20 protein-coding genes and 1 riboswitch are annotated in these 24,559 nt (G+C 43.0%); of the genes, 11 read left to right on the forward strand and 9 right to left on the reverse strand.

Annotated features, from left to right (window positions below; genetic code table 11):
* Nucleotides 1-290: 290 nt before the first annotated feature.
* Nucleotides 291-1,253, forward strand: a complete 963-nt coding sequence (locus ABWT76_RS30235) for a diguanylate cyclase (protein ID WP_242049874.1) — start codon at nucleotides 291-293, stop codon at nucleotides 1,251-1,253.
* A 304-nt stretch (nucleotides 1,254-1,557) separates the two neighbouring features.
* Here ABWT76_RS30235 and surE read toward each other — a convergent pair whose 3' ends face one another.
* The 3 genes from surE to ABWT76_RS30250 form a co-directional block, all read right to left on the reverse strand.
* Nucleotides 1,558-2,238 carry a 5'/3'-nucleotidase SurE gene (surE, locus tag ABWT76_RS30240; RefSeq protein WP_054467068.1) on the reverse strand — a complete coding sequence of 227 codons (681 nt, stop codon included), beginning with the start codon at nucleotides 2,236-2,238 and terminating at the stop codon, nucleotides 1,558-1,560.
* A 137-nt stretch (nucleotides 2,239-2,375) separates the two neighbouring features.
* Nucleotides 2,376-3,101, reverse strand: coding sequence for a peptidoglycan-binding protein (locus tag ABWT76_RS30245; protein WP_082348906.1), 726 nt, complete (start codon nucleotides 3,099-3,101; stop codon nucleotides 2,376-2,378).
* Between the two features lie 28 nt (nucleotides 3,102-3,129).
* A complete protein-coding gene (locus tag ABWT76_RS30250) occupies nucleotides 3,130-3,951 on the reverse strand; it encodes an SDR family oxidoreductase (protein ID WP_054467066.1) in 822 nt (273 codons plus the stop codon).
* Between the two features lie 399 nt (nucleotides 3,952-4,350).
* On the opposite strand from ABWT76_RS30250, the gene psb32 reads away from it, so the two are divergent.
* Nucleotides 4,351-5,055, forward strand: coding sequence for a photosystem II repair protein Psb32 (gene psb32 / locus ABWT76_RS30255; protein ID WP_054467065.1), 705 nt, complete (start codon nucleotides 4,351-4,353; stop codon nucleotides 5,053-5,055).
* A gap of 303 nt (nucleotides 5,056-5,358) precedes the next feature.
* Here the strand turns inward: psb32 and ABWT76_RS30260 are convergent, their stop codons facing one another.
* From ABWT76_RS30260 to ribBA, 4 genes are all read right to left on the reverse strand, one after another.
* Nucleotides 5,359-5,742, reverse strand: a complete 384-nt coding sequence (locus ABWT76_RS30260; protein WP_054467064.1) for a DUF4346 domain-containing protein — start codon at nucleotides 5,740-5,742, stop codon at nucleotides 5,359-5,361.
* 214 nt (nucleotides 5,743-5,956) lie between these two features.
* The gene (locus tag ABWT76_RS30265) at nucleotides 5,957-6,643 is read right to left on the reverse strand and encodes a lysozyme inhibitor LprI family protein (RefSeq protein ID WP_054467063.1); all 687 of its coding nucleotides are present in this window, start codon (nucleotides 6,641-6,643) and stop codon (nucleotides 5,957-5,959) included.
* A 102-nt stretch (nucleotides 6,644-6,745) separates the two neighbouring features.
* The gene (locus tag ABWT76_RS30270; protein ID WP_054467062.1) at nucleotides 6,746-8,596 is read right to left on the reverse strand and encodes an aspartate kinase; all 1,851 of its coding nucleotides are present in this window, start codon (nucleotides 8,594-8,596) and stop codon (nucleotides 6,746-6,748) included.
* Nucleotides 8,597-8,752: 156 nt separating this feature from the next.
* A complete protein-coding gene (gene ribBA, locus ABWT76_RS30275; protein ID WP_054467082.1) occupies nucleotides 8,753-10,444 on the reverse strand; it encodes a bifunctional 3,4-dihydroxy-2-butanone-4-phosphate synthase/GTP cyclohydrolase II in 1,692 nt (563 codons plus the stop codon).
* 269 nt (nucleotides 10,445-10,713) lie between these two features.
* Between ribBA and argC the strand changes: the two genes are divergently transcribed.
* On the forward strand, nucleotides 10,714-11,772 hold the full coding sequence (argC, locus tag ABWT76_RS30280) for an N-acetyl-gamma-glutamyl-phosphate reductase (protein WP_190878095.1): 1,059 nt from the start codon (nucleotides 10,714-10,716) through the stop codon (nucleotides 11,770-11,772).
* Between the two features lie 325 nt (nucleotides 11,773-12,097).
* Here argC and ABWT76_RS30285 read toward each other — a convergent pair whose 3' ends face one another.
* The gene (locus tag ABWT76_RS30285) at nucleotides 12,098-12,391 is read right to left on the reverse strand and encodes a DUF433 domain-containing protein (protein ID WP_054467060.1); all 294 of its coding nucleotides are present in this window, start codon (nucleotides 12,389-12,391) and stop codon (nucleotides 12,098-12,100) included.
* A gap of 335 nt (nucleotides 12,392-12,726) precedes the next feature.
* A riboswitch (cyclic di-AMP (ydaO/yuaA leader) is annotated at nucleotides 12,727-12,866 on the forward strand.
* Nucleotides 12,867-13,210: 344 nt separating this feature from the next.
* On the opposite strand from ABWT76_RS30285, the gene ntrB reads away from it, so the two are divergent.
* The 4 genes from ntrB (at nucleotide 13,211) to ABWT76_RS30305 (ending at nucleotide 17,083) form a co-directional block, all read left to right on the forward strand.
* Nucleotides 13,211-14,017 (forward strand): nitrate ABC transporter permease, encoded by an 807-nt coding sequence (gene ntrB, locus ABWT76_RS30290; RefSeq protein WP_054467059.1) that lies wholly within the window; start codon nucleotides 13,211-13,213, stop codon nucleotides 14,015-14,017.
* Between the two features lie 15 nt (nucleotides 14,018-14,032).
* Nucleotides 14,033-15,427, forward strand: a complete 1,395-nt coding sequence (locus ABWT76_RS30295) for a CmpA/NrtA family ABC transporter substrate-binding protein (RefSeq protein ID WP_354635417.1) — start codon at nucleotides 14,033-14,035, stop codon at nucleotides 15,425-15,427.
* 58 nt (nucleotides 15,428-15,485) lie between these two features.
* The gene (locus ABWT76_RS30300; RefSeq protein WP_054467057.1) at nucleotides 15,486-16,313 is read left to right on the forward strand and encodes an ABC transporter ATP-binding protein; all 828 of its coding nucleotides are present in this window, start codon (nucleotides 15,486-15,488) and stop codon (nucleotides 16,311-16,313) included.
* A 164-nt stretch (nucleotides 16,314-16,477) separates the two neighbouring features.
* Nucleotides 16,478-17,083, forward strand: coding sequence for an exopolysaccharide biosynthesis protein (locus ABWT76_RS30305; RefSeq protein ID WP_054467056.1), 606 nt, complete (start codon nucleotides 16,478-16,480; stop codon nucleotides 17,081-17,083).
* 298 nt (nucleotides 17,084-17,381) lie between these two features.
* On the opposite strand, the gene ABWT76_RS30310 is transcribed toward ABWT76_RS30305, so the two are convergent.
* The gene (locus tag ABWT76_RS30310; protein WP_054467055.1) at nucleotides 17,382-18,083 is read right to left on the reverse strand and encodes a Crp/Fnr family transcriptional regulator; all 702 of its coding nucleotides are present in this window, start codon (nucleotides 18,081-18,083) and stop codon (nucleotides 17,382-17,384) included.
* Nucleotides 18,084-18,408: 325 nt separating this feature from the next.
* Here ABWT76_RS30310 and ABWT76_RS30315 point away from each other — a divergent pair, with 325 nt between their 5' ends.
* The 4 genes from ABWT76_RS30315 to ABWT76_RS30330 all read left to right on the forward strand — a co-directional run bounded on the left by ABWT76_RS30315 (nucleotide 18,409) and on the right by ABWT76_RS30330 (nucleotide 24,548).
* Nucleotides 18,409-19,200, forward strand: a complete 792-nt coding sequence (locus ABWT76_RS30315) for a methyltransferase domain-containing protein (protein ID WP_354635418.1) — start codon at nucleotides 18,409-18,411, stop codon at nucleotides 19,198-19,200.
* 11 nt (nucleotides 19,201-19,211) lie between these two features.
* A complete protein-coding gene (locus tag ABWT76_RS30320; protein ID WP_054467054.1) occupies nucleotides 19,212-19,523 on the forward strand; it encodes a cupin domain-containing protein in 312 nt (103 codons plus the stop codon).
* A 214-nt stretch (nucleotides 19,524-19,737) separates the two neighbouring features.
* Nucleotides 19,738-22,647 (forward strand): S-layer family protein, encoded by a 2,910-nt coding sequence (locus ABWT76_RS30325; protein WP_354635419.1) that lies wholly within the window; start codon nucleotides 19,738-19,740, stop codon nucleotides 22,645-22,647.
* 671 nt (nucleotides 22,648-23,318) lie between these two features.
* Nucleotides 23,319-24,548 (forward strand): glycosyltransferase, encoded by a 1,230-nt coding sequence (locus ABWT76_RS30330; protein ID WP_054467052.1) that lies wholly within the window; start codon nucleotides 23,319-23,321, stop codon nucleotides 24,546-24,548.
* Nucleotides 24,549-24,559 lie beyond the last annotated feature (11 nt).

Here is a 24,559-nt window from a genome sequence, read left to right on the forward strand (position 1 = left end):
TAAAAGTATTTCATACAAAATCTCATATTATTTATTTGTTACAAGTTATGAAATATGAATAAGTTAATTACAAACAATTGCCGTCAGTGCAAATACTTGCTTATTGGATGTGGTGATGAAGATGAGCCGTTGATTGCGGTTCCGGGAATGCTGACATCCTTGGGCAAATTCCCTCAGAGAAATATTCATAAAATGTTAAAGTTAATATAGATGTTTGCTCAGATGACTTTCAGAGCATTTATCAGAGGATAATTTCTGGTCGAATTATTGGTTAAATTCAGATTATAAAAATGATGGATCCTCTCTGGTTTCAAGTAAAATCGTTTAATCCTAAAGAATTTCTGGTGTTAATCGTCGATGACGTGAGGAGTAATCTGAAAGTCGTCGGCGCCATCCTAGATCGCGTGGGGTATTCTACAACGTTTGCCACCAGTGGCGAACAAGCCTTTGAACGCATGAAAAAGTCTAAACCAGACTTGATATTGATGGATATAATGATGCCAGAGATGGATGGAATCGAAGTTTGTAAAAAAATTAAAGGAATTAGTCAATACGAGGAAATACCGATTATTTTCGTCACCGCCAGTCACGAAAATAAAATGATTATGGAAGCCTTCAAGCAAGGCGCGGTTGACTATATTACTAAGCCATTTAAGTCCGGTGAATTACTGGCAAGGGTTAAGATTCATTTAGAGTTGAAATATACCAGAGATGAATTGAGAAAAAACCTAATTGAGTTAAATAAATTAGCCACCACTGATGGTCTAACTGGGGTACTTAATCGGCGTCATCTCTTTATTTTAGCCGAGCAGGAATTTAACCGAGTTTGTCGTTATGGCAATTCTTTTTCTGTGTTTATTTTGGATGTAGATTATTTTAAGATGATTAATGATACTTATGGTCATACGGTTGGGGATGAAACTTTAAAGGCGATCGCCCAAACCACCCAAAGTTTACTCAGAAACGTTGATTTATTTGGCCGATTTGGGGGAGAAGAGTTTGTCGGTTTTCTCCCAGAAACTAACAGTGAAGATGCTTTCAAAGTCGCTGAAAGAATTCGCCAAACTATTGCTAATTTAAACCTAGAAATTGACAATAATATTTTGCGTATTACCGTTAGCATTGGCTTGGCAACTTATGCCTCAACCGATCCCGACATTGACGAAATGTTAAAACGAGCGGATCTGGCTCTTTATGAAGCCAAACGACGGGGACGTAACCAAGTGCTTGTTTATCAGGATAATTTATCCTGATAATTTATGGATCAAAAGATCAAACCTAATTTTAGAGTAGAATGAATCACTGGTAATTTTTTTATCGGTTGAGTCCAAAAATTAAAACATCTCAGAAAACAATTTACTCAGGTATTCAATGGAAAATACAGCGTTGTTAGATGCGATCGCCGGTGGACTAGCCCTGGCCATTGTCATTGGTGGGTTAGTCATGCTATTTAAAGGAATGTCAGCATTTAAATAATTTTAGTTATTTGTTATTGATTATTCGTTGTTTGACTGATTATGCAAATAACGAATAACCAATAACGAATAACGAATAACCTTAAAGGGAAATTTTGGTAACGGCAATGTGACCGGAAAAGCACACATCCACATCCGTATTGGGGGCGCGATCGCGGTGCCCATATTCACCCACATAATAAAACTCATCCCTTTCTACCCGATATTGGATCGGTAAGGGCTGGGTGGAAGGTTGGCAAAACACCATTTTCGGGTCGGGTTCTCCGGGTTCGATGTATGGAAGATTCACATTCCAGAAACTGCCCGGTTCTAGGGGTCGATTCAGTAAATCGGCCAAGACATAAGCAGCGCGACGAGTGGTGGCAGACCAATCAATCGGGCGTTTTCCTTTGCGATATTGAGAAATGGCAATTCCTGCACGGCCTAAAAATACCGCCTCCCTTACGGCGGCGACGGTTCCAGAAAGATAGACATCAATTCCCATATTCCCACCCTCATTAATCCCGGAAATGACCCAGGTGGCGGCGGGAAATAAATGACTTAAGCCAATGCGTACACAGTCGGCAGGGGTTCCCCCAATGGCATATTCCTGCTCGGAACGGCATTCTACATGAATGGCGCGATGGGTCGTGACTTGGTGTCCACACCCCGAATATTGTTTTTTCGGAGCCGCGATCGCACAATCATAGTTCTCCAGTGCTTTAACCAATCCGCGAATCCCTGGGGCATCGATGCCGTCGTCATTAGTCAGAATAAAATTCATCGGTAGATTAAGACTGTGATTTGTTGGAAAGTTGTTTGTTGGAAAGTTGTTTGTTGGAAAGTTAATAGCGATTCTAGCAATGGTAGGGTGGGCAAATCTTGCCCACCCTACAGTCGCTACCGAGGCCACTCAAGCAATTACAAGCCGGTTTTTTGCTGTAGCATCGTGTGAGTTTTCAAGCCCACAACTCCATCAGGAGTCAAGCCATTCGCTTTCTGGAAATTAATCACCGCCTGTTGTGTAGCGTCATCAAATTTCCCGTTCATTTGCCGCCAATCATATAACTTCAAAGAACTAAGCTGGCGTTGTACCCGTAAGACGGTCGGGGAATCATCTCCCAGTCTGACCACCGGCTGAGTCGTCGGTTGTGGAGTCTCTGGATAGGTTTGCTCCAAAGCTTCCTGGGTTTTTGTCCCAATCACTCCATCCGGTGTTAATCCATTATTTTGTTGAAAATGCTTCACCGCATCTTCCGTTAAATAACCATAGTAGCCGGTGGCTTTGGACTTAAAATAACCCAGTTCTTGCAGACGCCGTTGGACTTGAACGACTTGATCGCCGCTATCTCCCAACTTGATTAGCGCCAGGGCTGGCACCGCCGTACCAAAAACTGAGGCGCTGAAAACCACAGACATCACAGAGGAAATAGACCGACGGCTAAACTTTGGCCATTTCCCGCGCCAATTGGGATAACTCGGAATATCCTGTTGCTCGTATGCTTCAGCAATATGAATATAAGCGAGATTTTCCATCACGAGTAATTCCTTTTTATTCCTGTGTACTGATAAACACAAATTCATTGCCTTAAATAGCGATCGCGGCTCACATTCTCCGAAGTCATAAATGAAAAAATTTATGCTCATTTCTTAACAATTAGAATGTGTTTACGGCTTAAAATTCGATTTTCGGATGAATCAAATTGTATCCTGCCGCTTTCAGCTTTTCATTGGATAGCCGTGCATTGTAGGGACGTACCTGGGGTGTCGATGGATCCCAAATTACTTTAGGCAGCCCATGACATTCAAACAAACCATCAAGGAGTTCGCCCGTAGTCATAGGTGAATCATTTCCGAGATTGTAGATGCCCCCCAATTGCTGGCAAAGAATAAAATCCAATGACCCTACAATATCATCTAAATGTATCCAGTTAGCGATCTCTTGGCCGGTTCCCGGACGAGTTTTTCCGGCAATATTTTGAAAGATTCTTAACAGAGTTCGACCCGGCCCATAAATTCCCGCAATGCGAAGAATAGAAACAGTCAATTGCTCACTCGCTGCCGCCAATAAAACTTGCTCTGTTTTATACAGAATCTCACCATTTTCATTGGCAGGACAGACTGGCGACTCTTCATCTACCAACGCACCCTGTCGATCGCCATATACAGCATAACTGCCTGTATATATAAGTTGCTGCACTGTGGGGACTTCTTTTAAGGCCGTGACTAAGGTTTCCGCAGTCTTTAAGTAAGTTTGCTCATAGCCGGTGCGATTTTTCGCCCCGACACTCAGCAGTACCACTTCTTGATCTTTTAGCACATCCCGCATTCGTTCGAGGTCATCCCCTCGAAGAATTTCTACCCGGTGAGCCACTGCTTGTAATTCAGGAACTCTTTCTGGGGTCGTGGTGGTGACAGTGAGGGTATGACCCCCTTCTTTCCACAACTTTGCCACCGCAGTGCCGACATAACCACAGCCAATAATTAGAATATTCATAATTAATTGCTAATTGCTACTTGCTAATTGCTAATTGCTAGTTGTTGGGTAGGGATTCTTTGGGTAGGGATTATTTGGTTGATAGTTGTTGGTTGTTCGCTGGGGAACGGGGGTCGGAAGGTGTCGGGTGTGGGGGAGCAGAGGAGATATATCTCCTCTGCTCCTGATCTCCTCTGCTCCTGATCTCCTCTGCCGACGGCGGTCTCCTCTGCCGACGGCGGTCTCCTCATCTCCTGAAATCAAATATCTGTAGCATCACTTAACGAAATGCCAACCGTCATTTCTTAAACACAAACAACAAACAATAACAAATAACTCATAACCAATACTTAATAAAATTTAATTCTAATCTACCATTAAATGTAAGATATTGAACAATCAGTTTTCTTACATAAGCACATGAGACTAGCAATCTTTTCTTTAAGAAAATATACTCAGCGACTAATGGCGGTGGTGGGGATGATCCTGTTAGCCAGTGGGTTGGTGGCATTACCTGCGAGTGCGACGGGAATGTATCAAATGCCGCCGACGCCCCCCGATCGCACCAGAGTGCTGGATGATGGGGAAATTCTTAGCCGCTTGAATGAAGGTCAAATTACCAAAAAATTTGATGCGGTGGCGGAAAAAACCGGCTATCAACCCTGGTTGGTGACGATTCACCGCTTGGATTATGGCCTGAGTATTGAAGATTTTACCAATCAGCTATTTGAGAAGTGGTTTCCTACCCCGGAAGCGCAGGCGAATCAAGTTTTAATTGCGATCGATAACGTGACTAATAACGCGGGAATTCGCACCGGAGAGGCGGTAAAATCGGTGCTGACTGATGAGATTGTTGCCAGTGTGGTTAATGACACGATTCAGGTGCCTTTGATCCAAGGAGACAAATATAATCAAGCCCTGTTGGATGCCAGCGATCGCGTTGCCACGGTATTATTTGGGGAACCGGATCCAGGGCCGCCCGTATTTGACAATTCCATTGATGTGGAACGCACCTATAAAACGGCGGAAGAAACCGATACGTTTAATTCCACCATTGTGGTTGTGGTGCTCTTAATCTTAGCCACGGTGATTCCAATGGTGACGTATTACTGGTACATTAATTAGTCATTAGTTGTTGGTTGTTAGTTGTTAGTTATTTGTTGTTTGTTGTTTGTTGTTTGTTAGAGCCATAGCCAACAACTAACAACCAACAACTATAGCAGTCCTATATCAGTTGTGTAATTGTAGGGGTAACAGGTTTGGCAAGCGTGAGCTTACCCCTAAACGCTCCGGGGCAACCACCGCCTTAAGGAATTGCCCCCTACAAAAATATTACGATTGAAATAGGACTGCTATAATAACCAACAACTAAGAACCAACAACCAACAACCAACAACCAATAACTAACAACCAACAACGAATAACTAATTAATCTTGCACATAGTCGGCCCCAGTGACTAAAGCCATTTCCGCCCGAACAAATTCGCGGCCTAAATAAGCGGCATGATCGAGCATGGTGACGGGAACTGGGCTAGTTTCTTCAAAAATTTTCACACAAAGTTGTTTAGCCGTTTTTCCGGTAAATATGGTGGTGTGAGTCCGTTGTACTTTACCCCTTGCGGGAATCACTTCGCCGGTTTCGGGATCGACCGCTAAACCGCGATCGTCGATCGCATTTGTAAAGTGTTTAGCACAAATCAGCCCCGCTTCTCGGTCTAGGTAAATAATAAAATAGCCATTGGGATCGAGATCGATATGACGTTGGGAGAGTTTGTCATCAATGGCTTTTAGATTGTCGAGTATTTGAGTCATGTTTAGTAACAATGGGATATTTTTTTCTAACCGCCGCAACTTTCCTTTTTTTGGATGGTCGCAAATAGTCTTTATTTATAGTGTATAAGATAAGTAGTTATTAGTTATTAGTTATTCGTTATTCTCTCCCAAAAAAACAAACAGTAACAAATAACAAATAACCAACAATATGCCTAATCCCTACCCAACAATATGCCTAATCCCTACCCAACAACTAAAACAATAAATCCATTAATTGAGCGAGTTCTTCGGTGCGTTGTTCGGTCATGCGGATTTTACAAAGATTTTCGCCTCCTGATGTTTGAGTCCCTTCAAACGCACAGTTGGTATCGCGAAATTTAATCCAAGCTAATTCAGCGGTTTGTAATTTGTTTTTATTGAACCCATTTAGTTGGGCGATAAAATTTTGATAAACTTGATTAAGTTTTTGGTCAACTTGTTGATAATTTCGGCTGGTGGGTTGAGGAATTTGACGAGATTGATAGGCTTCTAGTTCAATTGTCCGCTGTTCAGTCATGCCGCCTAAACAGCCATTATAAATGCTTGGTGCGATGGTTCCTCCTTCAAAAAGACTTCTGGCAAAGTCACAGTTGGTATCGCGAAAGTCAATCCAAGCTAACTGTGCCAGGGTAAGTTGCGATCGCATTTGGGATGATAATTGTTGATAGACTTGATTTAGTTTTCTATCCGCTGCTTGATAATATCTAGCGGCACAAATATTCATTTCGGCTTGGCTTTGGGGATTGTCACAGTTGGGGTTTTGTGCCAGTAAATTATCTCTAAAATTATCCTGAAAATTATCCTGAAAATTATCCCCCTCAAAGGCGATCGCGCTGCTATGAAAAACGATGACAATCAGGCTACTGGTGAAAAGGTTGAATAAATATTTGGGTAAATTCATAGGTTTTTAATTATTTATTATTGATTATTGATTATCTATTATTTATTACTTGTTATTTGTTATTTGTGCTAATTAATAACAAATAACAAATAACAAATAAAATTAAGCCGGAACTTCAATTTTTTTCGCCCCGGAAAGTTCAAAGGCGGCGTGAACGGCTTGCAAGGCAGTTACGGCTTGATCTTCATCCACTACACAGCTAATTTTAATCTCTGAAGTGGTGATCATTTGGATGTTAATTTGCTGTTTGGCTAAAGCATCAAACATTTTCGCGGCGACTCCGGGTTGGTTGACCATCCCTGCTCCCACGATACTAACTTTAGCGATCGCTTTATCCACAGTAATCTCACCAAATTGCCACCCCTGGACTAAGGGCGCTAAGACATCACGGGCATCATCTGCATCTCCTTGGGCAACGGTAAAGGCCATGTCACGGGTGGGGATACCGTCAATGATGCGACAACGCTGAGACTGAATAATCGTGTCTACGCTGACACCTTTTTCCGCTAAGAGGGTAAAAACTTTTGCGGCCATCCCAGGGCGATCGGGGACAAAGCGAATGGCGATCCGGGCTTGCTTGAGATCCAAGGCTACACCGCGCACAGGTGGGGCGGATTTTTTCAACTCGGATAGTTCAATGTTAATGCTTTCGTCTACGGGAGAACTATTCACGGCGAAGGTTTCGCAGAGGGTATGAATGGCGCGATCGCAATCTTTTTGGTCAATCACACAACTGACTTTCACCTCGGAGGTAGAAATCATCAGAATATTAATCTTTTCTGCGGCTAAGGCGGAGAACATTTGCGCCGCTACCCCCGGTCGCCCGATCATCCCGGCCCCAGCAATGCTAATCTTGGCGATATCCCTTTCCACCATAACTTCCGCTTCGTTGGTTACGGGGTTGTCCTTTCCAGAATTAGAACCAGAATTAGAACGCTGGCGAAGGGTAGGCGCGATCGCTGCTGCCACTGCTTCCGCTTGGTTCAGGGAATGCTTATTCACCGTAAAGGCAATATCATTGCTATTCCCTTCGTGAATTGACTGAATAATCAAATCCACATTCAAGTCCTGGCGACCAATTTCCCCAAACATCTGTGCCGCTACCCCAGGGCGATCGGGCACCCGCAACAGCGCCACCTTTGCCTGATCCGTATCAAACTCCACCGCATCCACCGGACGCACCAGTTCCAACCCGTCTAACGGACGGGGAATAGGTGACGGAGAAATCACTCTAGTCCCTGGGTCGTCAGTCCAGCTAGACCGCACCACCAAAGTAATCCCATAATTTCGGGCAATTTCCACCGCCCTCGGATGCAGCACCTTCGCCCCTAAACTGGCTAATTCCAGCATTTCATCACTGGTAATTTCCGACATCAGGCAAGCATCGGGTACAATACGCGGGTCAGCGGTCAAAATCCCCGGCACATCGGTATAAATTTCACAACAATCCGCCTGCAATGCCGCTGCCAAAGCCACCGCTGAAGTATCGGATCCGCCGCGTCCCAGGGTGGTAATTTCCAAATCTTCGAGACTGGAAATCCCTTGGAACCCAGCCACGACCACCACTTTGCCGTCTTTTAAATGGGATTCTAGGCGTTCTTTGGGGATATGTAAAATTCGCGCCCGGGTATGTTCCGCTTCGGTAATAATCCCAACTTGTGCCCCAGTCAGAGAAATCGCCGGTTGACCGATTTGCTGTAACGCCATACTCATCAGGGCGATCGAAACTTGTTCCCCCGTAGACAGCAGCATATCCATTTCCCGCCGACTGGGATTAGGGGAAATTTCGTTGGCCAATTTCACCAATCCGTCCGTGGTCTTCCCCATTGCGGAAACGACCACGACCACGGAGTTACCCGCTTGCACTGTATTCACGACTCTTTGAGCCACCGCTTGGATGCGTTCCACTGATCCAACGGATGTACCACCATATTTTTGGACAATTAAGGCCATATTTTGCCACTCCAGAAAAGTTGCTTATCTTAGCATGATTAATATATTCAATAATCACGTGCAGCACACAGAGATTCTGATGTTTTCTTAACGAAAATTATTTGTTATTTGTTATTTGTGATTTTTTTATTTAAATAACAAATAACAAATAACAAATTACGGCTTATTACCCACAGAAAAGCTATAAATTGTTTGCAATGCCAGGTTTTGGCATAAGGAAGAGGGTAATTTACTCAGGGGGAAGGTTTGACGGTTGAGATCCACCCCCAAATTTGTCAGGGGATCGACCCCGGAAGAAATGAGAAATTCCAGGCGATCCAGACGAGGCCAAGTGGTCAAAGCATCGAGAATTTCCGAGATGGCTTTGATATAAGGATGTTCTGGGTGTTTATACCAATCCGGTGCCGCTAGTTTGGGTTGATCGAAACCAAAGTGAACGGTAAATTCAGGGCGACCAAACACTGCTACGGTGACAGGTCGTTTCTCCTCTTGGATTAATAAATGTTCTTCTTCCGCTAAAGAACGTAATTTTTCCAGGTATTGATACCGTTGTTCTAAGGTTAGAGAATAACTAGGCCAATGCAAGGCAACGGTGACTAAATAGGTCTGCAAGAGCATATGACCCAGTTTTTCCGCTTTGGTGGCGAGATAGAGACAGTTATATGGGTTGGATTCAATTAATAAGGGGACGCGATCAACAATTTCCAAACCATAGCCTTTCAAGCCAGCAATTTTGCGGGGATTGTTGGTAATCAATTTAATTTGAGAAATGCCCAAATCATTGAGCATTTGGGCGCCGACGCCATAGTTACGCAGATCCGCCGGAAATCCTAAGCGTTCATTGGCTTCTACGGTATCTAAACCCGTATCTTGAAGGGAGTACGCCTTGAGTTTATTGATTAAACCAATGCCGCGCCCTTCTTGGCGCAAATATAGCACCACCCCTTGACCGGCATTTTCAATCATTTTCAGGGCAGCTTGTAACTGCATCCGACAGTCACAACGCAGAGAACCCAAGGCATCCCCGGTTAAACATTCCGAATGCACTCGCACCATGACAGGTTGGTTGTGAAAATCAGCGAGGTCGCCTTTGACAATGGCGACGTGCTCGGAGTTGTCTAAGATGTTACGGTAGCCATAGATTTGGAATTGACCAAATTCGGTGGGCAAAGCGGCGACGGTTTCCCGGACGATAAACCTTTCGTGTTTGAGTCGATAGCTAATTAAATCAGCAATGCTGATAATTTTTAGCTTGTGGGTTTTGCTATATTCGATGAGTTCTGGCAACCGAGCCATTGAGCCGTCAGGATTTTGAATTTCGCAGATGACTCCTGCTGGGTATAATCCAGCCATGCGAGCCAGATCCACGGCTGCTTCCGTATGACCTGCCCGTTTTAAGACGCCGCCTTCCCTAGCTCGCAGGGGAAAGATATGACCGGGACGACGTAAGTCAGAGGGTTTGGTGTTGGGATTAATCACCGCTTGGATGGTGCGAGCACGGTCTTCAGCGGAGATGCCGGTGGTGACGCCTAAGCTGGGAGAGCCATCAATACTGACGGTGAAGGCAGTTTGATTGCTTTCGGTGTTGTTTGTGACCATTAAGGGTAGGTCAAGTTGATCCAGGCGATCGCCCGTTGTGGCTAAACAGATTAGACCACGACCATGTACCGCCATAAAGTTGATGGTGTCTGGGGTGGTAAACTGAGCGGCACCAATGAGATCCCCTTCATTTTCTCGGCCTTCATCATCGACCACAACCACGAGGCGTCCCGCTTTGATCTCTGCGAGGGCAGATTCTACAGAGTCAAAGACAAAGTTTTGTTTTGAAGCGTTTTCAGACGATTCCACGATGAAAGTAAAGCAAGTAAACAATAATTTTTTTGGCACTGATGTTTAAATTGTACCGAGTTTAGGGCGATTCCCTCGCTCTCAGAAACCGGAAAGAGCGGTTTTTATGGGTTGTCAAGATTTCCAGATGTTTAGATTGCTCATAAAATCGGTAATTCTACTACCGCTAAATCAGAATTTTGATACTACAATGCAGCATTGGGCTTTGCTCGGCAAGATTTGAGCAAAAATACCAGAAATCTCGATAGGTCTTGATTAGGAGAAGTGATATGGGTGATTCTAAGCCAGTGTCGGTGGGAATTGTCGGAGCATCTGGGTATGGTGGCGTGCAGTTGGTGCGACTGCTGATGGATCACCCAGGGGTGAAGGTGGTTTATTTGGGGGGAGATAGTAGTGCCGGGAAGCCATTTTCCGATATTTATCCCCATTTGAGTCATGCGACAGATTTGGTGATTGCTCCAGTGGATCCAGAGGCGATCGCGGCTCAATGTGATGTGGTGTTTCTTTCGTTGCCCAATGGTTTGGCTTGTGAGATGACGCCCACCCTGATTCAAAGAGGCTGCAAGGTGTTGGATTTGTCGGCTGATTACCGATTTAGTAACTTAGAAACTTACAAGGCTTGGTATGGGGGCGATCGCACCGATGGAGATGTGGCAGCAACGGCGGTCTATGGTTTACCGGAACTGTATCGCGATCGCATTAAAGACGCCAAGTTAGTCGGTTGTCCCGGTTGTTATCCTACCGCCAGCTTACTGGCTTTAGCCCCGCTACTCAAACAGGGGATGATTATCCCAGAAACGGCGGTGATCGATGCCAAGTCCGGCACTTCGGGGGGTGGTAGACAGGCGAAAACTAATATGTTACTAGCGGAAGCGGATAGTTCCATCGCCGCTTATGGGGTGACTCGGCACCGCCACACCCCAGAAATTGAGCAAATTTGCAGTGATTTGGCCGGACATGAGGTGTTAGTCCAGTTTACCCCTCACCTGATGCCAATGGTGCGGGGTATCTTGGCCACGGTTTACGCTACTTTGCGGGATCCAGGATTGGTGCGGGAAGATTTGGCGACGATTTATAAGGCGTTTTACCGGAATTGTCCCTGGGTGACGATTCTGCCTAATGGGATTTATCCCCAAACTAAATGGGCTTGCAGTAGCAATATGTGCTATATCGGCATCGAAGTGGATCAGCGTACCGACCGTGTGATCGTTATGTCGGCGATCGATAACTTAATTAAGGGGCAAGCGGGTCAAGCGGTGCAATGTTTGAACCTGATGATGGGTTGGGATGAAACCCTCGGTTTGCCGAAATTGGGCTTTTATCCTTAATTACAGCGGTTTTCTTTCTTACTGAACTACGGTAGGGCGTGATCTTTCCGGTAGGGGCGTGATCTTTCCGGTAGGGGCGTGATCTTTCCGGCAGTAGGGGCGAATGGCCATTCGCCCCTACAATATTCTAAGCAATAAATTATCTGCCGGAAAGATCACGCCCGTACACTGCCGGAATGCTTCTCCCTTACAATATTTTCAGCAATAATTTGTCTGCGGTCGTGGTTCGCCCCTAGATATTTGTGGTTTACTCGCGGCAGATTTGCGCTGTAATCTTTCTAAATAATAGTAAACAATAGTAGGGTGGGCTTGCATTTTGCCCACCCTACATATTTCTCAAAACGGATGCTACAGAAGGATGTACTAATTCATCAGGAACTCGATTTTTATCAATGTACTCATTAATCTCTGCTTGATTATCTAGATAAAAACTCAAAGCATCAAAAACTTGCGCCAAAGTCAGATGAGGTAAATGGTTAAGAATCTCTTCTGGCATAATACCCATCCGCCATAGACCAACAATAGCGCGAACCGATGTCCGAGTACCTATGATAATTGGTTCTCCGCCTAGAATCTCAGAGTTGCGATTAACATACCGTGAGAGGGTTTGAGTTGGCATAGGACAAATTTATCTATTTACTGATTTTTTCTTTAGTCTAGCAGTGAGGGATATTCTGAGGAAGAATCTATATTGACATTGCCTAGTTTGCGAACAATTCCCTAGTTAATCTGGTTTCTATGCTTTCCCACCTGAATTTTATTCTCTCAGAATTAGACGATTAATGGGCGATCGCACTCGCGAAGCAGCGCCGCTAAAAAATGCCTTACTACGATCGCCCTAACAACTAGAAAAGTCTTTTCCTGAGAAATCTTCCTCCCCTCTATACCAAAAATCCAAGGAGTATGATATACTCTATTTTTAGAGTGAGTCAGCCTAATTCTGGGTAAATCAAGCCAGAGTAATTACTCAATCAACTTGATGGCACAGAAACGGGGGAACCAAATTAGGGGCTTATCTTTACTGGAAAGGTAAAGAGGGACATCTCTCAGTCCTAGCCCGTCAGCTAACCTCGTAGGCATTGAGAGGAGACTAAAGAATGAGCATTTTTCATGTCTCAATTTCATTTAGGTATTCCCAATTTGACAACTCTCTACATTCGATTACCTTTATTTGATTTTGAGGTTTAACTTCATTGATCAATTATCGTCCCTTGGAAATTAATTTTCCGAGCGGCAACAATTTATGCAAACTTAAGCCAAAAAAAAGCTTGAGTTTTTTTCGGATGAAAAAATTCTCAATTTTGCCTGGATAAAAATCGGGCAAAATCCTGATTTAGTTTGGATTTGATTCAGTGGGGCATTGGGTCTTCACTGTTTTGAATTGGGAATGCTTTATTTATTTAATAAATTGAATAAAACATCAACAATGAGAGCGGTTATGAAGTCAAAGAAGAACATTTTTCTGGATTTTTTCAATAACTCCAATTTTTTATTACCCATTGTGGGTTTTGTGGGGGTGATTGCTTTATGGTGGCTTATTGCCTTATTCAGACAGGAAATGATGCCCACACCCCCGGAAGCATTGGCAAAAAATTTGGACTTTATTCTCAATCCTTTTTATCGTCGAGGCCCCGGTGATTTAGGTTTAGGATGGCTACTCTTAGCGAGTTTACGGCGAGTTTGTATCGGGTTTCTGCTGGGTGCGATCGTAGCCATTCCCGTTGGGTTTTTAATTGGAATGTCTCATACTGCATGGCAAATTCTGAACCCGATTATTCAAGTCTTTAAACCCGTTTCGCCCCTGGTTTGGTTGCCGATCGCCCTAGCTATATTTAATGCCGCTGAACCTTCAGCAATTTTTGTGATTTTTATTACCTCTCTCTGGTCAACCATTATCAATACCGCTGAAGGGGTAAAAAACGTTCCGAAAGAATATTTAGAAGTCGCCGAAGTGTTAGAAATGCCTCGGTGGAAACAATTAGTCAGCGTGATGCTGCCAGCGAGTTTACCCTATATTTTCACCGGGTTACGCATTAGTTTAGGCATTGCTTGGTTAGTGATTGTGGCCGTAGAAATGCTCACCGGGGGCATTGGGATTGGTTTCTTTGTCTGGGATGAATGGAATCGTCTTAATGTGAGTTCCGTGTTTTTAGCCGTCTTTGTAATTGGGATCACGGGCTTAATTCTGGATTATGCCCTGGCTAAATTACAAATTATGATTACCCATCGTCCCGCACGGAGTTAACCGGAGGAAAAACTGATGAGAAACTATTACAATCGCCGGTTATTTATCCAAGGAATAATGGGAACAGCGGGGGCGATCGCTCTTAATAGCTGTAGTCAAAAGAAAACTCAGCAAAATATTCCCGAAGAAGCCCTGGCTGTAGAACCAATTATTAAACCAGAAACCCTAGAAAAACCTAATTTAACCGTTGGTTTTGTGCCGGTTAATGATTGCGCCCCGTTTGCGATCGCATACCAAAAAGGTTTCTTTCGTAAATATGGTTTAAACGTCACCCTCAGCCGAGAAGCGAGTTGGGGCAACTCCAGAGATGGGATTATTTTTGGGCGTTTAGATGCTTCCCCCGTTGTTTCTGGTGCCGTGACTAATGCCAGATTGGGTGCAGAAGGAGCACGTCATTTTCCCCTCTGTGCCGCCATGACAATTCACCGTCATGGCAATGGCCTCACTATGAATCGTCAACTGTGGGACTCAGGAATTAGACCCTGGTATAGCTATAACGGCAATTTAGATGCATTTGGTCAAGATTTACGCAACTATTGGCAAAAATCACCCCTCGATCAGCGAGTCTGGGCAGTGGTACAAAGTTCAGCCATTTATGAATATTTTGTGCGCTATCTCATCGCTGCTGTGGGATTAAATCCGATTGATGAATTACGTTTAATTATTACTCCCCCACCGCAAATGGTGAGCAATATTCGCATGGGTGCAATGCAAGCCTATATGGTAGCTGAACCTTGGAATACCAGAGCCATTACAGGTAACGAAAATGTCGGTTTTACCTTTGCCCAAGGGCGGGAAATTTGGCGCGGACATCCCGATCGCCTTTTAGCAGTCAGAGAATCTTTTATTCAAGATAATCCCAAAACTTACCGCTCCTTAGTTAAAGCCATGATTGAAGCCTGTCAATATTGCAGTAAACCAGAAAACAAACAAGAAGTGGCACAAATTATTTCTCAGCGTTCCTTTACCGGAGCAAACATTAAATATACTGAACCGGGAATTGTGGGTAGTTATAATTACGGCGGTTTTGATCGGCAAACCCGCATCAAAAATAGCCCAGAAACCACCCTCTTTTTTGATTTACCGACCGAAGTTTCCGCCATTAAAAACGATCATTCTACCTTTCTGTGGCAATCCGATAGTTTGTGGTTAATGACTCAAGCCCACCGCTGGGGACAAATTCCCGAATTTCCCAAAAATGCTGAAGAAATTGCCAAACAAGCTTGGCAAACGGACTTATATCGAGCGATCGCCAACGAAATGGGAATTCAATGTCCCTCAGACAACTATAAAACTGTTTCAGGAGAAGCATTTATTGATGGCAAACCCTTTGATCCCAGTCAGCCCACCCAATATATTAACAGCTTTGAAATTCGTGCCAACCGCCCCCAAATTTACGGGTTGGCTTAATGCGATCGACAATATTTAATCAAAAATTAAGCAATCTTTAATCAAGAGGAATTCCGACATGGTATCACCATCAGAAAATCAACTAATTAACAACTCCCCCAACGCCAACGCCCAAGATTTTCTCGTGATTTCAAATGTAGTTAAAAGCTTTAAAAAAGCAGATGGCAGTGAATTTGTGGTGTTAAATGGCATTAATTTAACCGTTGGTAACAAAGAATATGTCTCGGTCATTGGTCACTCTGGCTGTGGAAAATCAACATTAGTCAGGATTGTGGCTGGTTTAGAAAAACCCACATCAGGACTTGTCACCCTTGAAGGGAAAATGATTCGGAAGCCCGGTGCCGAAAGAATGATGGTGTTTCAAGGTTATGCCTTACTGCCTTGGTTAACGGTCAGAGAAAATATTAGATTAGCCGTAGATGAGGTTTTCAAAACTAGCAGCAAAGCGGAAAAAATTAGCATTGTCAATGAACATATTGAAATGGTAAATCTGACGGCGGCGGCGGATAAATATCCCCATGAACTTTCCGGGGGAATGAAACAAAGGGTAGGAGTTGCCCGGGCTTTAGCCACCCGCCCTAAATTATTATTATTAGATGAACCTTTTGGGGCTTTAGATGCCTTAACTCGGCCTAAATTACAACAACAGGTGATTGAGATTTGGGAAAATCATCGTCAAGCGGTAATGATGATTACCCATGATGTAGATGAGGCGATTTTTATGTCTGACCGGGTGGTGATGATGAGTAATGGCCCTAATGCTACTATTGGTAAAGTGCTGGATATTCCTTTACCACGCCCCAGGCACGCCCATGAAATCCGGGAAACCTCGGAATATTATGAATTACGCAATCAGGCTTTAGATTTTCTGGAAATGTATCAGTAAAATCCGCTCATAGGTGATGAGAAATATATTTTATTTTTAACGGGTATATTTCTCTCGCCAAGAGACAAAGAGATATTGGTCAAATTATCTCGCCCGCTATGCCTGAAATTTGCTCTTGATGATTCTGAATGGTTTTTGATATCTAAAATTTAACGAATTAACCAATGCACATAAAATTTTCTCAAGATATTGAGTCGTTGCTCAATCGATTGTCAGAGCACCCTTTAACCATTGGAGAAATTATGGGAGAAACCGCTGAACATGGATTTAGTTTGAGTATTGGTTTATTGGTTTTGCCTTTCTTGTTTCCCATGCCTCCTGGATTATCTACTCCCTTGGGTTTAGCCTGTTTTTTCTTAGCAATCCAAATGACATTAGGTTTACATTCTCCCTGGCTGCCTAAAAAAGTCACCAGATTCGTATTTCCTAGTGCTTTTAGTCTTTATTTGTTGCAAAATCTCAAACGAGTTACGGCTTGGTTAGAAAAAATTGTGCGTCCTCGTATGTTAAAAATTGCTAAAAATCCATATATCTGGAGAGTGAATGGATTCTGTATTGCTTGGATGGCATTTTTCTTAATGTTACCAATTCCTTTGACTAATTCTATACCGGCGATCGGGATTTTATTCTTGGCCGTAGCAACTTTGGAATCCGATGGTTTATTAATGTGTTTAGGGTATGCCTCAACGGTATTTAATACCCTATTTTTTGGGTTTCTGGGATATGCTTTTTGGTTAGCGCCGAATTTGTTACCTAATATTTTTAAATAGCTCCCCCCTAACCCCCTAAAAAACGCCACTCTGATTTTGGTAATTTTGCCAGAGGTCTAGTGCATCATTATTTTTAAGGGGGGTATTTGGCAATTTAGCACTTTTGTTTCATAAAAAATTCTTGTGTAATTGATTGATTAACATTGATGGCTGGTTTAGTGAAATCATGGTAGGCGATCGCTGTTTTCCCAAACAAAAAAATAATGATGGTTTAGGGCGCTATTTTTTTATGCTACTTTTTTATTCTATTGACCAGAAATTGCGATCGCGCCTAAACCACCCTAGCAAAAATTCCAATTTAATCGGAATCTAAATCTCCAGATAAACGCTTTAATTCAGGGAGATTTAATAAAGTAATGACCGCGCCGTCGATTTCTATCAGTCTTTCTTGACTCAACTTAGCAAATACTCGCGAAAGTGTCTCTGGAATCGTCGCCAGTAACGCCGCTAACTGGCCTTTGGTAATATCTAATTTTACTTGATTTTGCAGAATATTTAATGCGGGATTATCTCGTTGTAAATTATTCAAATAGAGCAAATATGAGGCAAGTCGCCCCGGAACTTCTTTAAAAGAAAGGTTTTCAATTATCTTGGTAAAATGCCGTAATTTGCGAGCCAAAATTCCTAACATTTGCATCCCTAAACTGGGATATTTTTCCAGCAGCGAGATAAGAGCAGCACGGGGAAAAAATAAAAGTTCGGTGGGTTCGATCGCTGCGGCAGAAGCGGGAAAACATTGGCCATCAAATGCCGGAACTTCGGCAAATTGTTCCCCCACCCCAAATATATGTAAAATCTGTTCTTTCCCCTCTGGAGACAGTTTAAAAACTTTGACTCGTCCGACAACAACGAGAAAAAAACCTCGCCCTTCATCTCCTTGCCAAAATATTACTTCATTTTTTTGATAAGTTTGCGCGATCGCAATTTGGGCTAAAGCCTGGATATTTTCTGGGGATAGTCCCTGAAAAAACTGGGTTTGGGCTAAAAAATCTTGAATCATAACTTTGATTATTTGTTATTTGTTGTTGGTTCTTAGTTATTTTATCCTTAAAATTGGTTATTTTATCCTCAAATAACCAATAACGCATCCTGTCAACGGTCAACAATGATCAATTTTTTGACTTAAGTCAAGGATCTTAGCTGTGGTGAGTCATAAGCTAGATATAGGCAACGGATAGATATAGGCAACGGATAGATATCGGCAGCGGATAGATATCGGCAACGGATAGATATCGGCAACGGATAGATATCGGCAACGGATAGATATCAGCAACGGATAGTTGATGTTTGCTTTTTATTGTTTTTTATTGGAGAAAATTTTGACGATGAGTGCTTCAAAATTATCGAGTGACCAGTTAGACAAGATGCCCGGTCATTGGGTTTTGGCTAAGATGGGCAAACGGGTTTTGCGTCCAGGGGGACGCAAATTGACTGAAAAAATGTTGGATAGTTTAAATATCCAATCGGACGATCGCGTGGTGGAGTTTGCCCCCGGTTTAGGGTTTACAGCCCAGTTAACTTTGCAACATCAACCGGCATTTTATACGGCGATTGAACGGGATGAAACCGCCGCCCAAAAAGTTCGAGGCTATTTGACAGGCGATCGCCAAAAATGTGTGGTTGCTAGTGCAGAAAATACCGGGTTAGCAACGGGTTCAGCAACGGTAGTTTATGGGGAAGCAATGTTATCAATGCAATCCCCCCAACAAAAACAGAAAATTGTTTCCGAAGCCGCCCGGTTACTCGAAACTGGAGGGCGATATGGGATTCACGAATTGTGTATTGAAATCGATCATTTGGAGGTGGGTAAAAGAGAAGAAATTAGACGGGCGATCGCTCAAGATATTCATCACGGAACCTGGCCTTTAACCGCGACGGAATGGCAAGCTTTGTTAGCCTCTCAAGGGTTTACGACTCAGACTCATGCTACGGTTCCCATGCAATTACTGGAACCCCAAAGAGTTATTGAAGATGAAGGCATTGCGGGAGCAATTCGTTTTGGGTGGAATTTAATCAATCATCCCACAGCCATTCAGCGAGTTTTGTCAATGCGGCAAATTTTCCACAAATATCAAGACTACCTCAAAGGAATCATGTTAGTGGGTGTAAAATCCTAGGAGATGTAACAATGAACTATCAATATATTGCTGATTTAGCCAAAGAAATGGAAATTCCCAAAGCGGGAATTCTCACGCGAGTTCTGTATCAAGACGAGCGGGTAAAAGCGGTAATTTTTGGTTTTGATACGGGTCAAGAACTTTCCGAACATACCGCCTCAGTACCCGCAATTCTGTCAATGGTTAAAGGGTCAGCAAAAATTACTCTGGGAGAGGATATTTTAGAAGCGGAAGCAGGGGCTTGGATTCATCTGAATGCACAGTTGCCTCACAGTATTTTGGCCAAAACCCCGGTGGTGATGTTGCTGCTTTTGCTGAGATAAATCTTAGGGTGGGACAAAACCCACCCTACGCTTCCAAATAATACCGTTTGAAATCAAAAATGCTTTATGGGCGCAATGGTTGCGCCCAAATTGCGTGTTTGTAGCAATAATTTTTGAGGCTTAGTATCAAATTTGGCGGATTTAGGAGCAAAGTCAGATAAAATTGATATAATCTGAGATATGCTCCGGTTAATCCTGAATTTTATATTGGCTTATGCGTACTGTTCAAACTCCAGGGATTCAATATTTTTGGCATCATTTTTTATCTTTTTTATATCTGAGAGAAATTATTGGACTGATTCCAGTGTTTTCCCTGACGCTGTTACTGTTTCCCTCATTAATTCCTGAAGCGCGATCGCAAATTATCCCGGATGCAACCCTGTCGAATAATTCCGTGGTTATCCCCCAGGGAAATACTTTGAACATTGAAGGGGGAACGACGGTGGGCGATCGCCTCTTTCACAGTTTCCAAGAATTTTCTATCCCCACAAATACCGAGGCATTTTTTAACAACGCTGTCAATATTTCTGACATCATCACTCGCATCACTGGTGGTCAAATTTCTAATATTGATGGCATCTTAAGATCGAATGGCACAGCCAACTTATTAATTATCAACCCCAATGGCATCATTTTTGGTCTTAATGCCCGCTTAAATATTGGAGGTTCTTTTTTTGCTACCACCGCCGATAGCCTTTTATTTAATGATGGTAATATTTTCAGCGCCAAGAGACCAAACCAAGCCCCAAGCTTGACGATTAATACACCAATTGGGTTACAAATGGGATCGAATCCGGGAGAAATTATCAACCAATCCCGATTTACCGATGATACAGGAAAACTGGTGGGATTGCAAGTACAACCAGGCAAAAAATTAGGCTTAATTGGCGGAAATATTTCCCTGGATGGCGGTTATTTAACTGCACCGGAAGGAAACATTTTTTTATTATCTCTAGAAAATAGTGTTATCACCGCAAACCAGGAAAATTATCTGATTAATGCATCATTTTTAAATCACGATTTATTATCAGTTAAAAATCATATTACCTTGTCAAAATTAGCTGCGGTAGATGCCAGTGGTAATGGCGGCGGTAGCATTCAAATCATTGGCAGAAATGTCAGCTTAGAAAATAATACTCGCATAACCGCAGATACCCTGGGAAATAATCCCGGTCAGGGCATTACCATTGAAGCAAATTTGCTAGAGTTACAAGTGGGTGCTTTAATTTCTTCCTCGACTTTTGCCGATGGAAATGCCGGAAATTTAACCGTAAATGCCACTGAATCAATTCAACTCCGTGGTGCCGCCCCAGTGGAATTTTTAGAACGAGTCGATGTCAAAGATCGAGTTTCTCAGCCTTCGGATATCAGTAGTGGTTTATTTGCCCTGACTTTTGGTAATGGAAATGCGGGAAATTTAACCATTTCTACTCAACGTTTACGGATGGAAAATGGGGCGACTGTCACTACGATGACCGAAGGTATGGGTAACGGCGGCAATATTGTAGTAAATGCTGCCCAATTCTTGCAACTAAATGATTCAGCAATTGCATCCTACACCAGGGGGCGTGATTTTGGCGAAGGCAACGCTGGAAATATTACCGTAAATACAGTTACGCTTTCCTCGAATGGCGCTATGATTTCAAGCAATACTCGCGGCATTGGTGACGCTGGAAATATTAGTTTAAATGCTTCTGAATTAATTGAAGTTGCGGGGAGAGCAACCACTTCTTTTTTTGTATTTCCAGGAGTATTTGCTAACAGTAGCCCTTCTTTTGCTGGAACCGAAGCATCGTTAAAAGATGTGGATGCGGGAAGCAGTGGTAATGTCACCGTTAATACCGGACGATTAATTGTGAGAAATGGAGCACAAATTGGGGCTGGCACATTTAGTCCTGCCCCAGGGGGAACTTTGACGGTGAATGCATCTGAATCGGTGGAAATAATTGGCACGACTCCCGATGAATTTCGCTTTCCCTCTGTGTTATTTGTGGATACGGCAGGGGCAGGAGATGCGGGTAATTTGATTGTGAATACTCAGCGATTGGTTCTGCGCGATGGAGGGCAAATTACAGCGGGTACGGTTGACCGAGGAAATGGCGGTCGTTTAATCGTGAATGCCACTGAATCTATCACACTAAGTGGTGGTGTTCCAGTTAGTGCCGATGGTGTTGACTATTTTTTTAATCGCAATGGTCAGTTTCCCAGTGCTTTGATCAGCAGTAGTGTGAGTGCTGCTTCTGGGGATGCCGGGGATTTAACGATCGCCACGGGACGATTGCGGGTTGAGAATGGCGCTGCGGTGACGGTGGATAATCAAGGAACAGGAAATGCGGGAAATTTAGCGATCGCTGCTAATTCGATTTTTTTGGATCTTCAAGGGGTGATTATTGCTAACACTGCCTCTGGGGAAGGGGGCAATATTCAGTTACAAACTCAGGAAATTTTTCAACGGCGTGAAAGTTTAATTAGTACCACCGCTGGCAACCTAGGAAATGGCGGCAATATGACAATCGATACCCAGACTTTAGTGGCTTTAGAAAATAGCGATATTACCGCCAATGCCCAACGGGGGGCAGGGGGAAATATTATCCTCGATACTCAGGGAATGTTTGGCATTCAGTTGCGAGAACAACTGACACCAGAAAGTGATATTACCGCTAGTTCTGAATTTGGACTTTCGGGAACGGTGACAATTAATAATCCTGATGTAGATCCGACTTACGGGCTGATTAAATTACCCGAAAATGTCACCGATCCTACCAAAAGAATTGTCACCGGATGCGCGGCTAACCAAGGCAATTCTTTTATTGTCACCGGACGGGGGGGTTTACCACCAGATCCCACTTCAGTCATCCGCAGCACCACTGTCTGGCAGGATTGGCGAGATATTTCTTTAGTCGGAGATAATGAACCGGCAAGTTTTTCCCCTTCTTCCGCAAAATTCACGGCCTTTCCCAGGAGCGATTCCGCACAGGGGACGCGCAACGAGAATCGCCCTGATGAAATCACCGAAGCAACCGGGTGGGTCATTACTGCTAATGGCACGGTAGAATTAATTGGCGATCCCCCAAATCCCATCAGAAATAATCTAGTTGAATGTGGCCAAAATTTTCATCCCTAGGTCAATAAATAACTTTGAGCCCAGGGGCAATAAAGCATCCTATCAGGATACCGTGACATCCCATCGATCAGCGTAAGTTCGGTGATCGCTCTGCCGTAAAGTTTAGATTTACTAACAAAAGAATCTTTTTGCCCGTTGCCCCTGATTTATCCTGTTCGATATGGAGATCTAGCGATGCCAAGATCATAATCGCAGGGTGCGTTTAAACAGCAGTGGTAAAATATTAAAGCCCATATTGCTGGGAGAGAGAGGCGATCGCTCAGGATCACTGTGCCCAAATCAAAATACAAAGCCAAAAACAGGAACACTGGCAGGAATCGCGATCTGATGGTAGACTGGGGCTAGGGTCATTACGCATATGCATCACCGATAATAGACGTGCAATTCGTTGCGTCAACAATAGGGGGTTTCTAATATAGACTATTTAAACTAGAAACCGGTTTTATGCCCAGATATCTAGTTGACCAAGGGATGATTTTTGCCTGAAACTATATTAATCAATCAGTTACTTGTTCCTGGGCTATAAATTGTGATATCAATCGTCGCAGCGACAATTTTAATTTTCAATGACTTTTCAAATTCTTGAAAATTATATAAGGGGGGTTATAAAATTTTATATCTTATTAATTTTTGTTAAATAAACAATCAAATATCCAAAGGTCAATGACATCATGTTTAAGCAGACAATAGCATACCTTGCTTCGGAAATTCCATCACTTTCTGCTACATTTATATATAACGAAATTTTGGCTCTCCAGGAAAGAGGCTTACAAGTGATTACCATGTCGGTTCACTATCCGATTGTCCCGGCCAAAGAAGCAGAATTAAAAAAAATATTAGAAAATACTCATTTTTTATATCAGCAAAAATTTACTTCGGTGATTGTAAGTAATTTGAAAGTTTTTTTCAGACATCCAAGTCGCTACCTGATTACTTTATTTTTATTGTTGAGTGATATGTGGCAAATTGGATTAATCAATCCAGAGGCGCTAAAATTGCTTTACCATTTTTTTCAAGCTAGTCAGGTAGCAAAAATTCTAGAAGAACATCAATGTCAACATTTACATATTCATTTCGCTCATGTGCCGACACAAATTGGGATGTATGCGTCTTCACTTAGCAAGATTCCTTTTACGTTTACATCCCATGCCAACGATTTATTTGAACGAGGTCTTTTACTCAAAGAAAAAGTCAACCGATCAAAAGCGGCAATAACCATTTCAGAATACAATCGTAAATTCATGGTAAGTCAAGGATTAGACCCTCGAAAAATTAAATTGGTCAGATGCGGCATCGATACTAAGAAATACGAGTTTATTGACCATCAAAAACATACCAATAAACAACCTGTGATTATTTCTTTGGGAAGGCTCGTCGAGAAAAAAGGAATGGACACGCTGATTTTGTCTTTAAAGAATTTGGCAGAAGGTCGGAAGGATTTTTCAGGGGAAATTGCGGGGGATGGTTTATTGATAAACGAATTAAAAAGTTTGGTTTCACAGCATAATTTGACTTCAAAAATAAATTTTAAGGGGGCGATCGCCCACGACGATGTTTTTTCTTGGATGAGACAAGCAGATATTTTTGTGTTAGCCTGCAAAGAGGATAGGAATGGAGATCAAGATGGGATTCCAGTAGTTCTGATGGAAGCGATGGCAGTGGGAATTCCAGTGGTTTCAACTGAGATTTCGGGGATTCCAGAGTTAATCCAAGATGGTGTTTCTGGTTTTTTAGCAAAACCAAACGATCCCGAATCATTAACTGAAGCGATCGAGCGCGTTTTAAATGGTTCCAAACCGATTGCCCAAATCACCAAGGCAGCTAGACAAAGGATTGTTGATGAGTTTGACCAGGATAAGAATATCGATCGGTTGTTAGACATTTTTAATCAAATTAGCTAAACTAAAATAGA

The organism is Planktothricoides raciborskii GIHE-MW2, from assembly GCF_040564635.1.
Taxonomy (GTDB): Bacteria; Cyanobacteriota; Cyanobacteriia; order Cyanobacteriales; family Laspinemataceae; genus Planktothricoides; species Planktothricoides raciborskii.

What these genes read in the sequence shown, in the direction of transcription:
- ABWT76_RS30310 (WP_054467055.1), bottom strand. Translation starts at nt 18,083, where the DNA reads ATGATTCAAGATTTTTTAGCCCAAACCCAGTTTTTTCAGGGACTATCC.
- ABWT76_RS30270 (WP_054467062.1), bottom strand. Translation starts at nt 8,596, where the DNA reads ATGGCCTTAATTGTCCAAAAATATGGTGGTACATCCGTTGGATCAGTG.
- ABWT76_RS30320 (WP_054467054.1), top strand. Translation starts at nt 19,212, where the DNA reads ATGAACTATCAATATATTGCTGATTTAGCCAAAGAAATGGAAATTCCC.
- ABWT76_RS30305 (WP_054467056.1), top strand. Translation starts at nt 16,478, where the DNA reads ATGCACATAAAATTTTCTCAAGATATTGAGTCGTTGCTCAATCGATTG.
- argC (WP_190878095.1), top strand. Translation starts at nt 10,714, where the DNA reads ATGGGTGATTCTAAGCCAGTGTCGGTGGGAATTGTCGGAGCATCTGGG.
- ABWT76_RS30260 (WP_054467064.1), bottom strand. Translation starts at nt 5,742, where the DNA reads ATGACTCAAATACTCGACAATCTAAAAGCCATTGATGACAAACTCTCC.
- surE (WP_054467068.1), bottom strand. Translation starts at nt 2,238, where the DNA reads ATGAATTTTATTCTGACTAATGACGACGGCATCGATGCCCCAGGGATT.
- ABWT76_RS30250 (WP_054467066.1), bottom strand. Translation starts at nt 3,951, where the DNA reads ATGAATATTCTAATTATTGGCTGTGGTTATGTCGGCACTGCGGTGGCA.
- ABWT76_RS30265 (WP_054467063.1), bottom strand. Translation starts at nt 6,643, where the DNA reads ATGAATTTACCCAAATATTTATTCAACCTTTTCACCAGTAGCCTGATT.
- ABWT76_RS30295 (WP_354635417.1), top strand. Translation starts at nt 14,033, where the DNA reads ATGAGAAACTATTACAATCGCCGGTTATTTATCCAAGGAATAATGGGA.
- ABWT76_RS30325 (WP_354635419.1), top strand. Translation starts at nt 19,738, where the DNA reads ATGCGTACTGTTCAAACTCCAGGGATTCAATATTTTTGGCATCATTTT.
- ABWT76_RS30330 (WP_054467052.1), top strand. Translation starts at nt 23,319, where the DNA reads ATGTTTAAGCAGACAATAGCATACCTTGCTTCGGAAATTCCATCACTT.
- ABWT76_RS30315 (WP_354635418.1), top strand. Translation starts at nt 18,409, where the DNA reads ATGAGTGCTTCAAAATTATCGAGTGACCAGTTAGACAAGATGCCCGGT.
- ABWT76_RS30245 (WP_082348906.1), bottom strand. Translation starts at nt 3,101, where the DNA reads ATGAGCATAAATTTTTTCATTTATGACTTCGGAGAATGTGAGCCGCGA.
- ABWT76_RS30300 (WP_054467057.1), top strand. Translation starts at nt 15,486, where the DNA reads ATGGTATCACCATCAGAAAATCAACTAATTAACAACTCCCCCAACGCC.
- ABWT76_RS30285 (WP_054467060.1), bottom strand. Translation starts at nt 12,391, where the DNA reads ATGCCAACTCAAACCCTCTCACGGTATGTTAATCGCAACTCTGAGATT.
- ntrB (WP_054467059.1), top strand. Translation starts at nt 13,211, where the DNA reads ATGAAGTCAAAGAAGAACATTTTTCTGGATTTTTTCAATAACTCCAAT.
- psb32 (WP_054467065.1), top strand. Translation starts at nt 4,351, where the DNA reads ATGAGACTAGCAATCTTTTCTTTAAGAAAATATACTCAGCGACTAATG.
- ABWT76_RS30235 (WP_242049874.1), top strand. Translation starts at nt 291, where the DNA reads ATGATGGATCCTCTCTGGTTTCAAGTAAAATCGTTTAATCCTAAAGAA.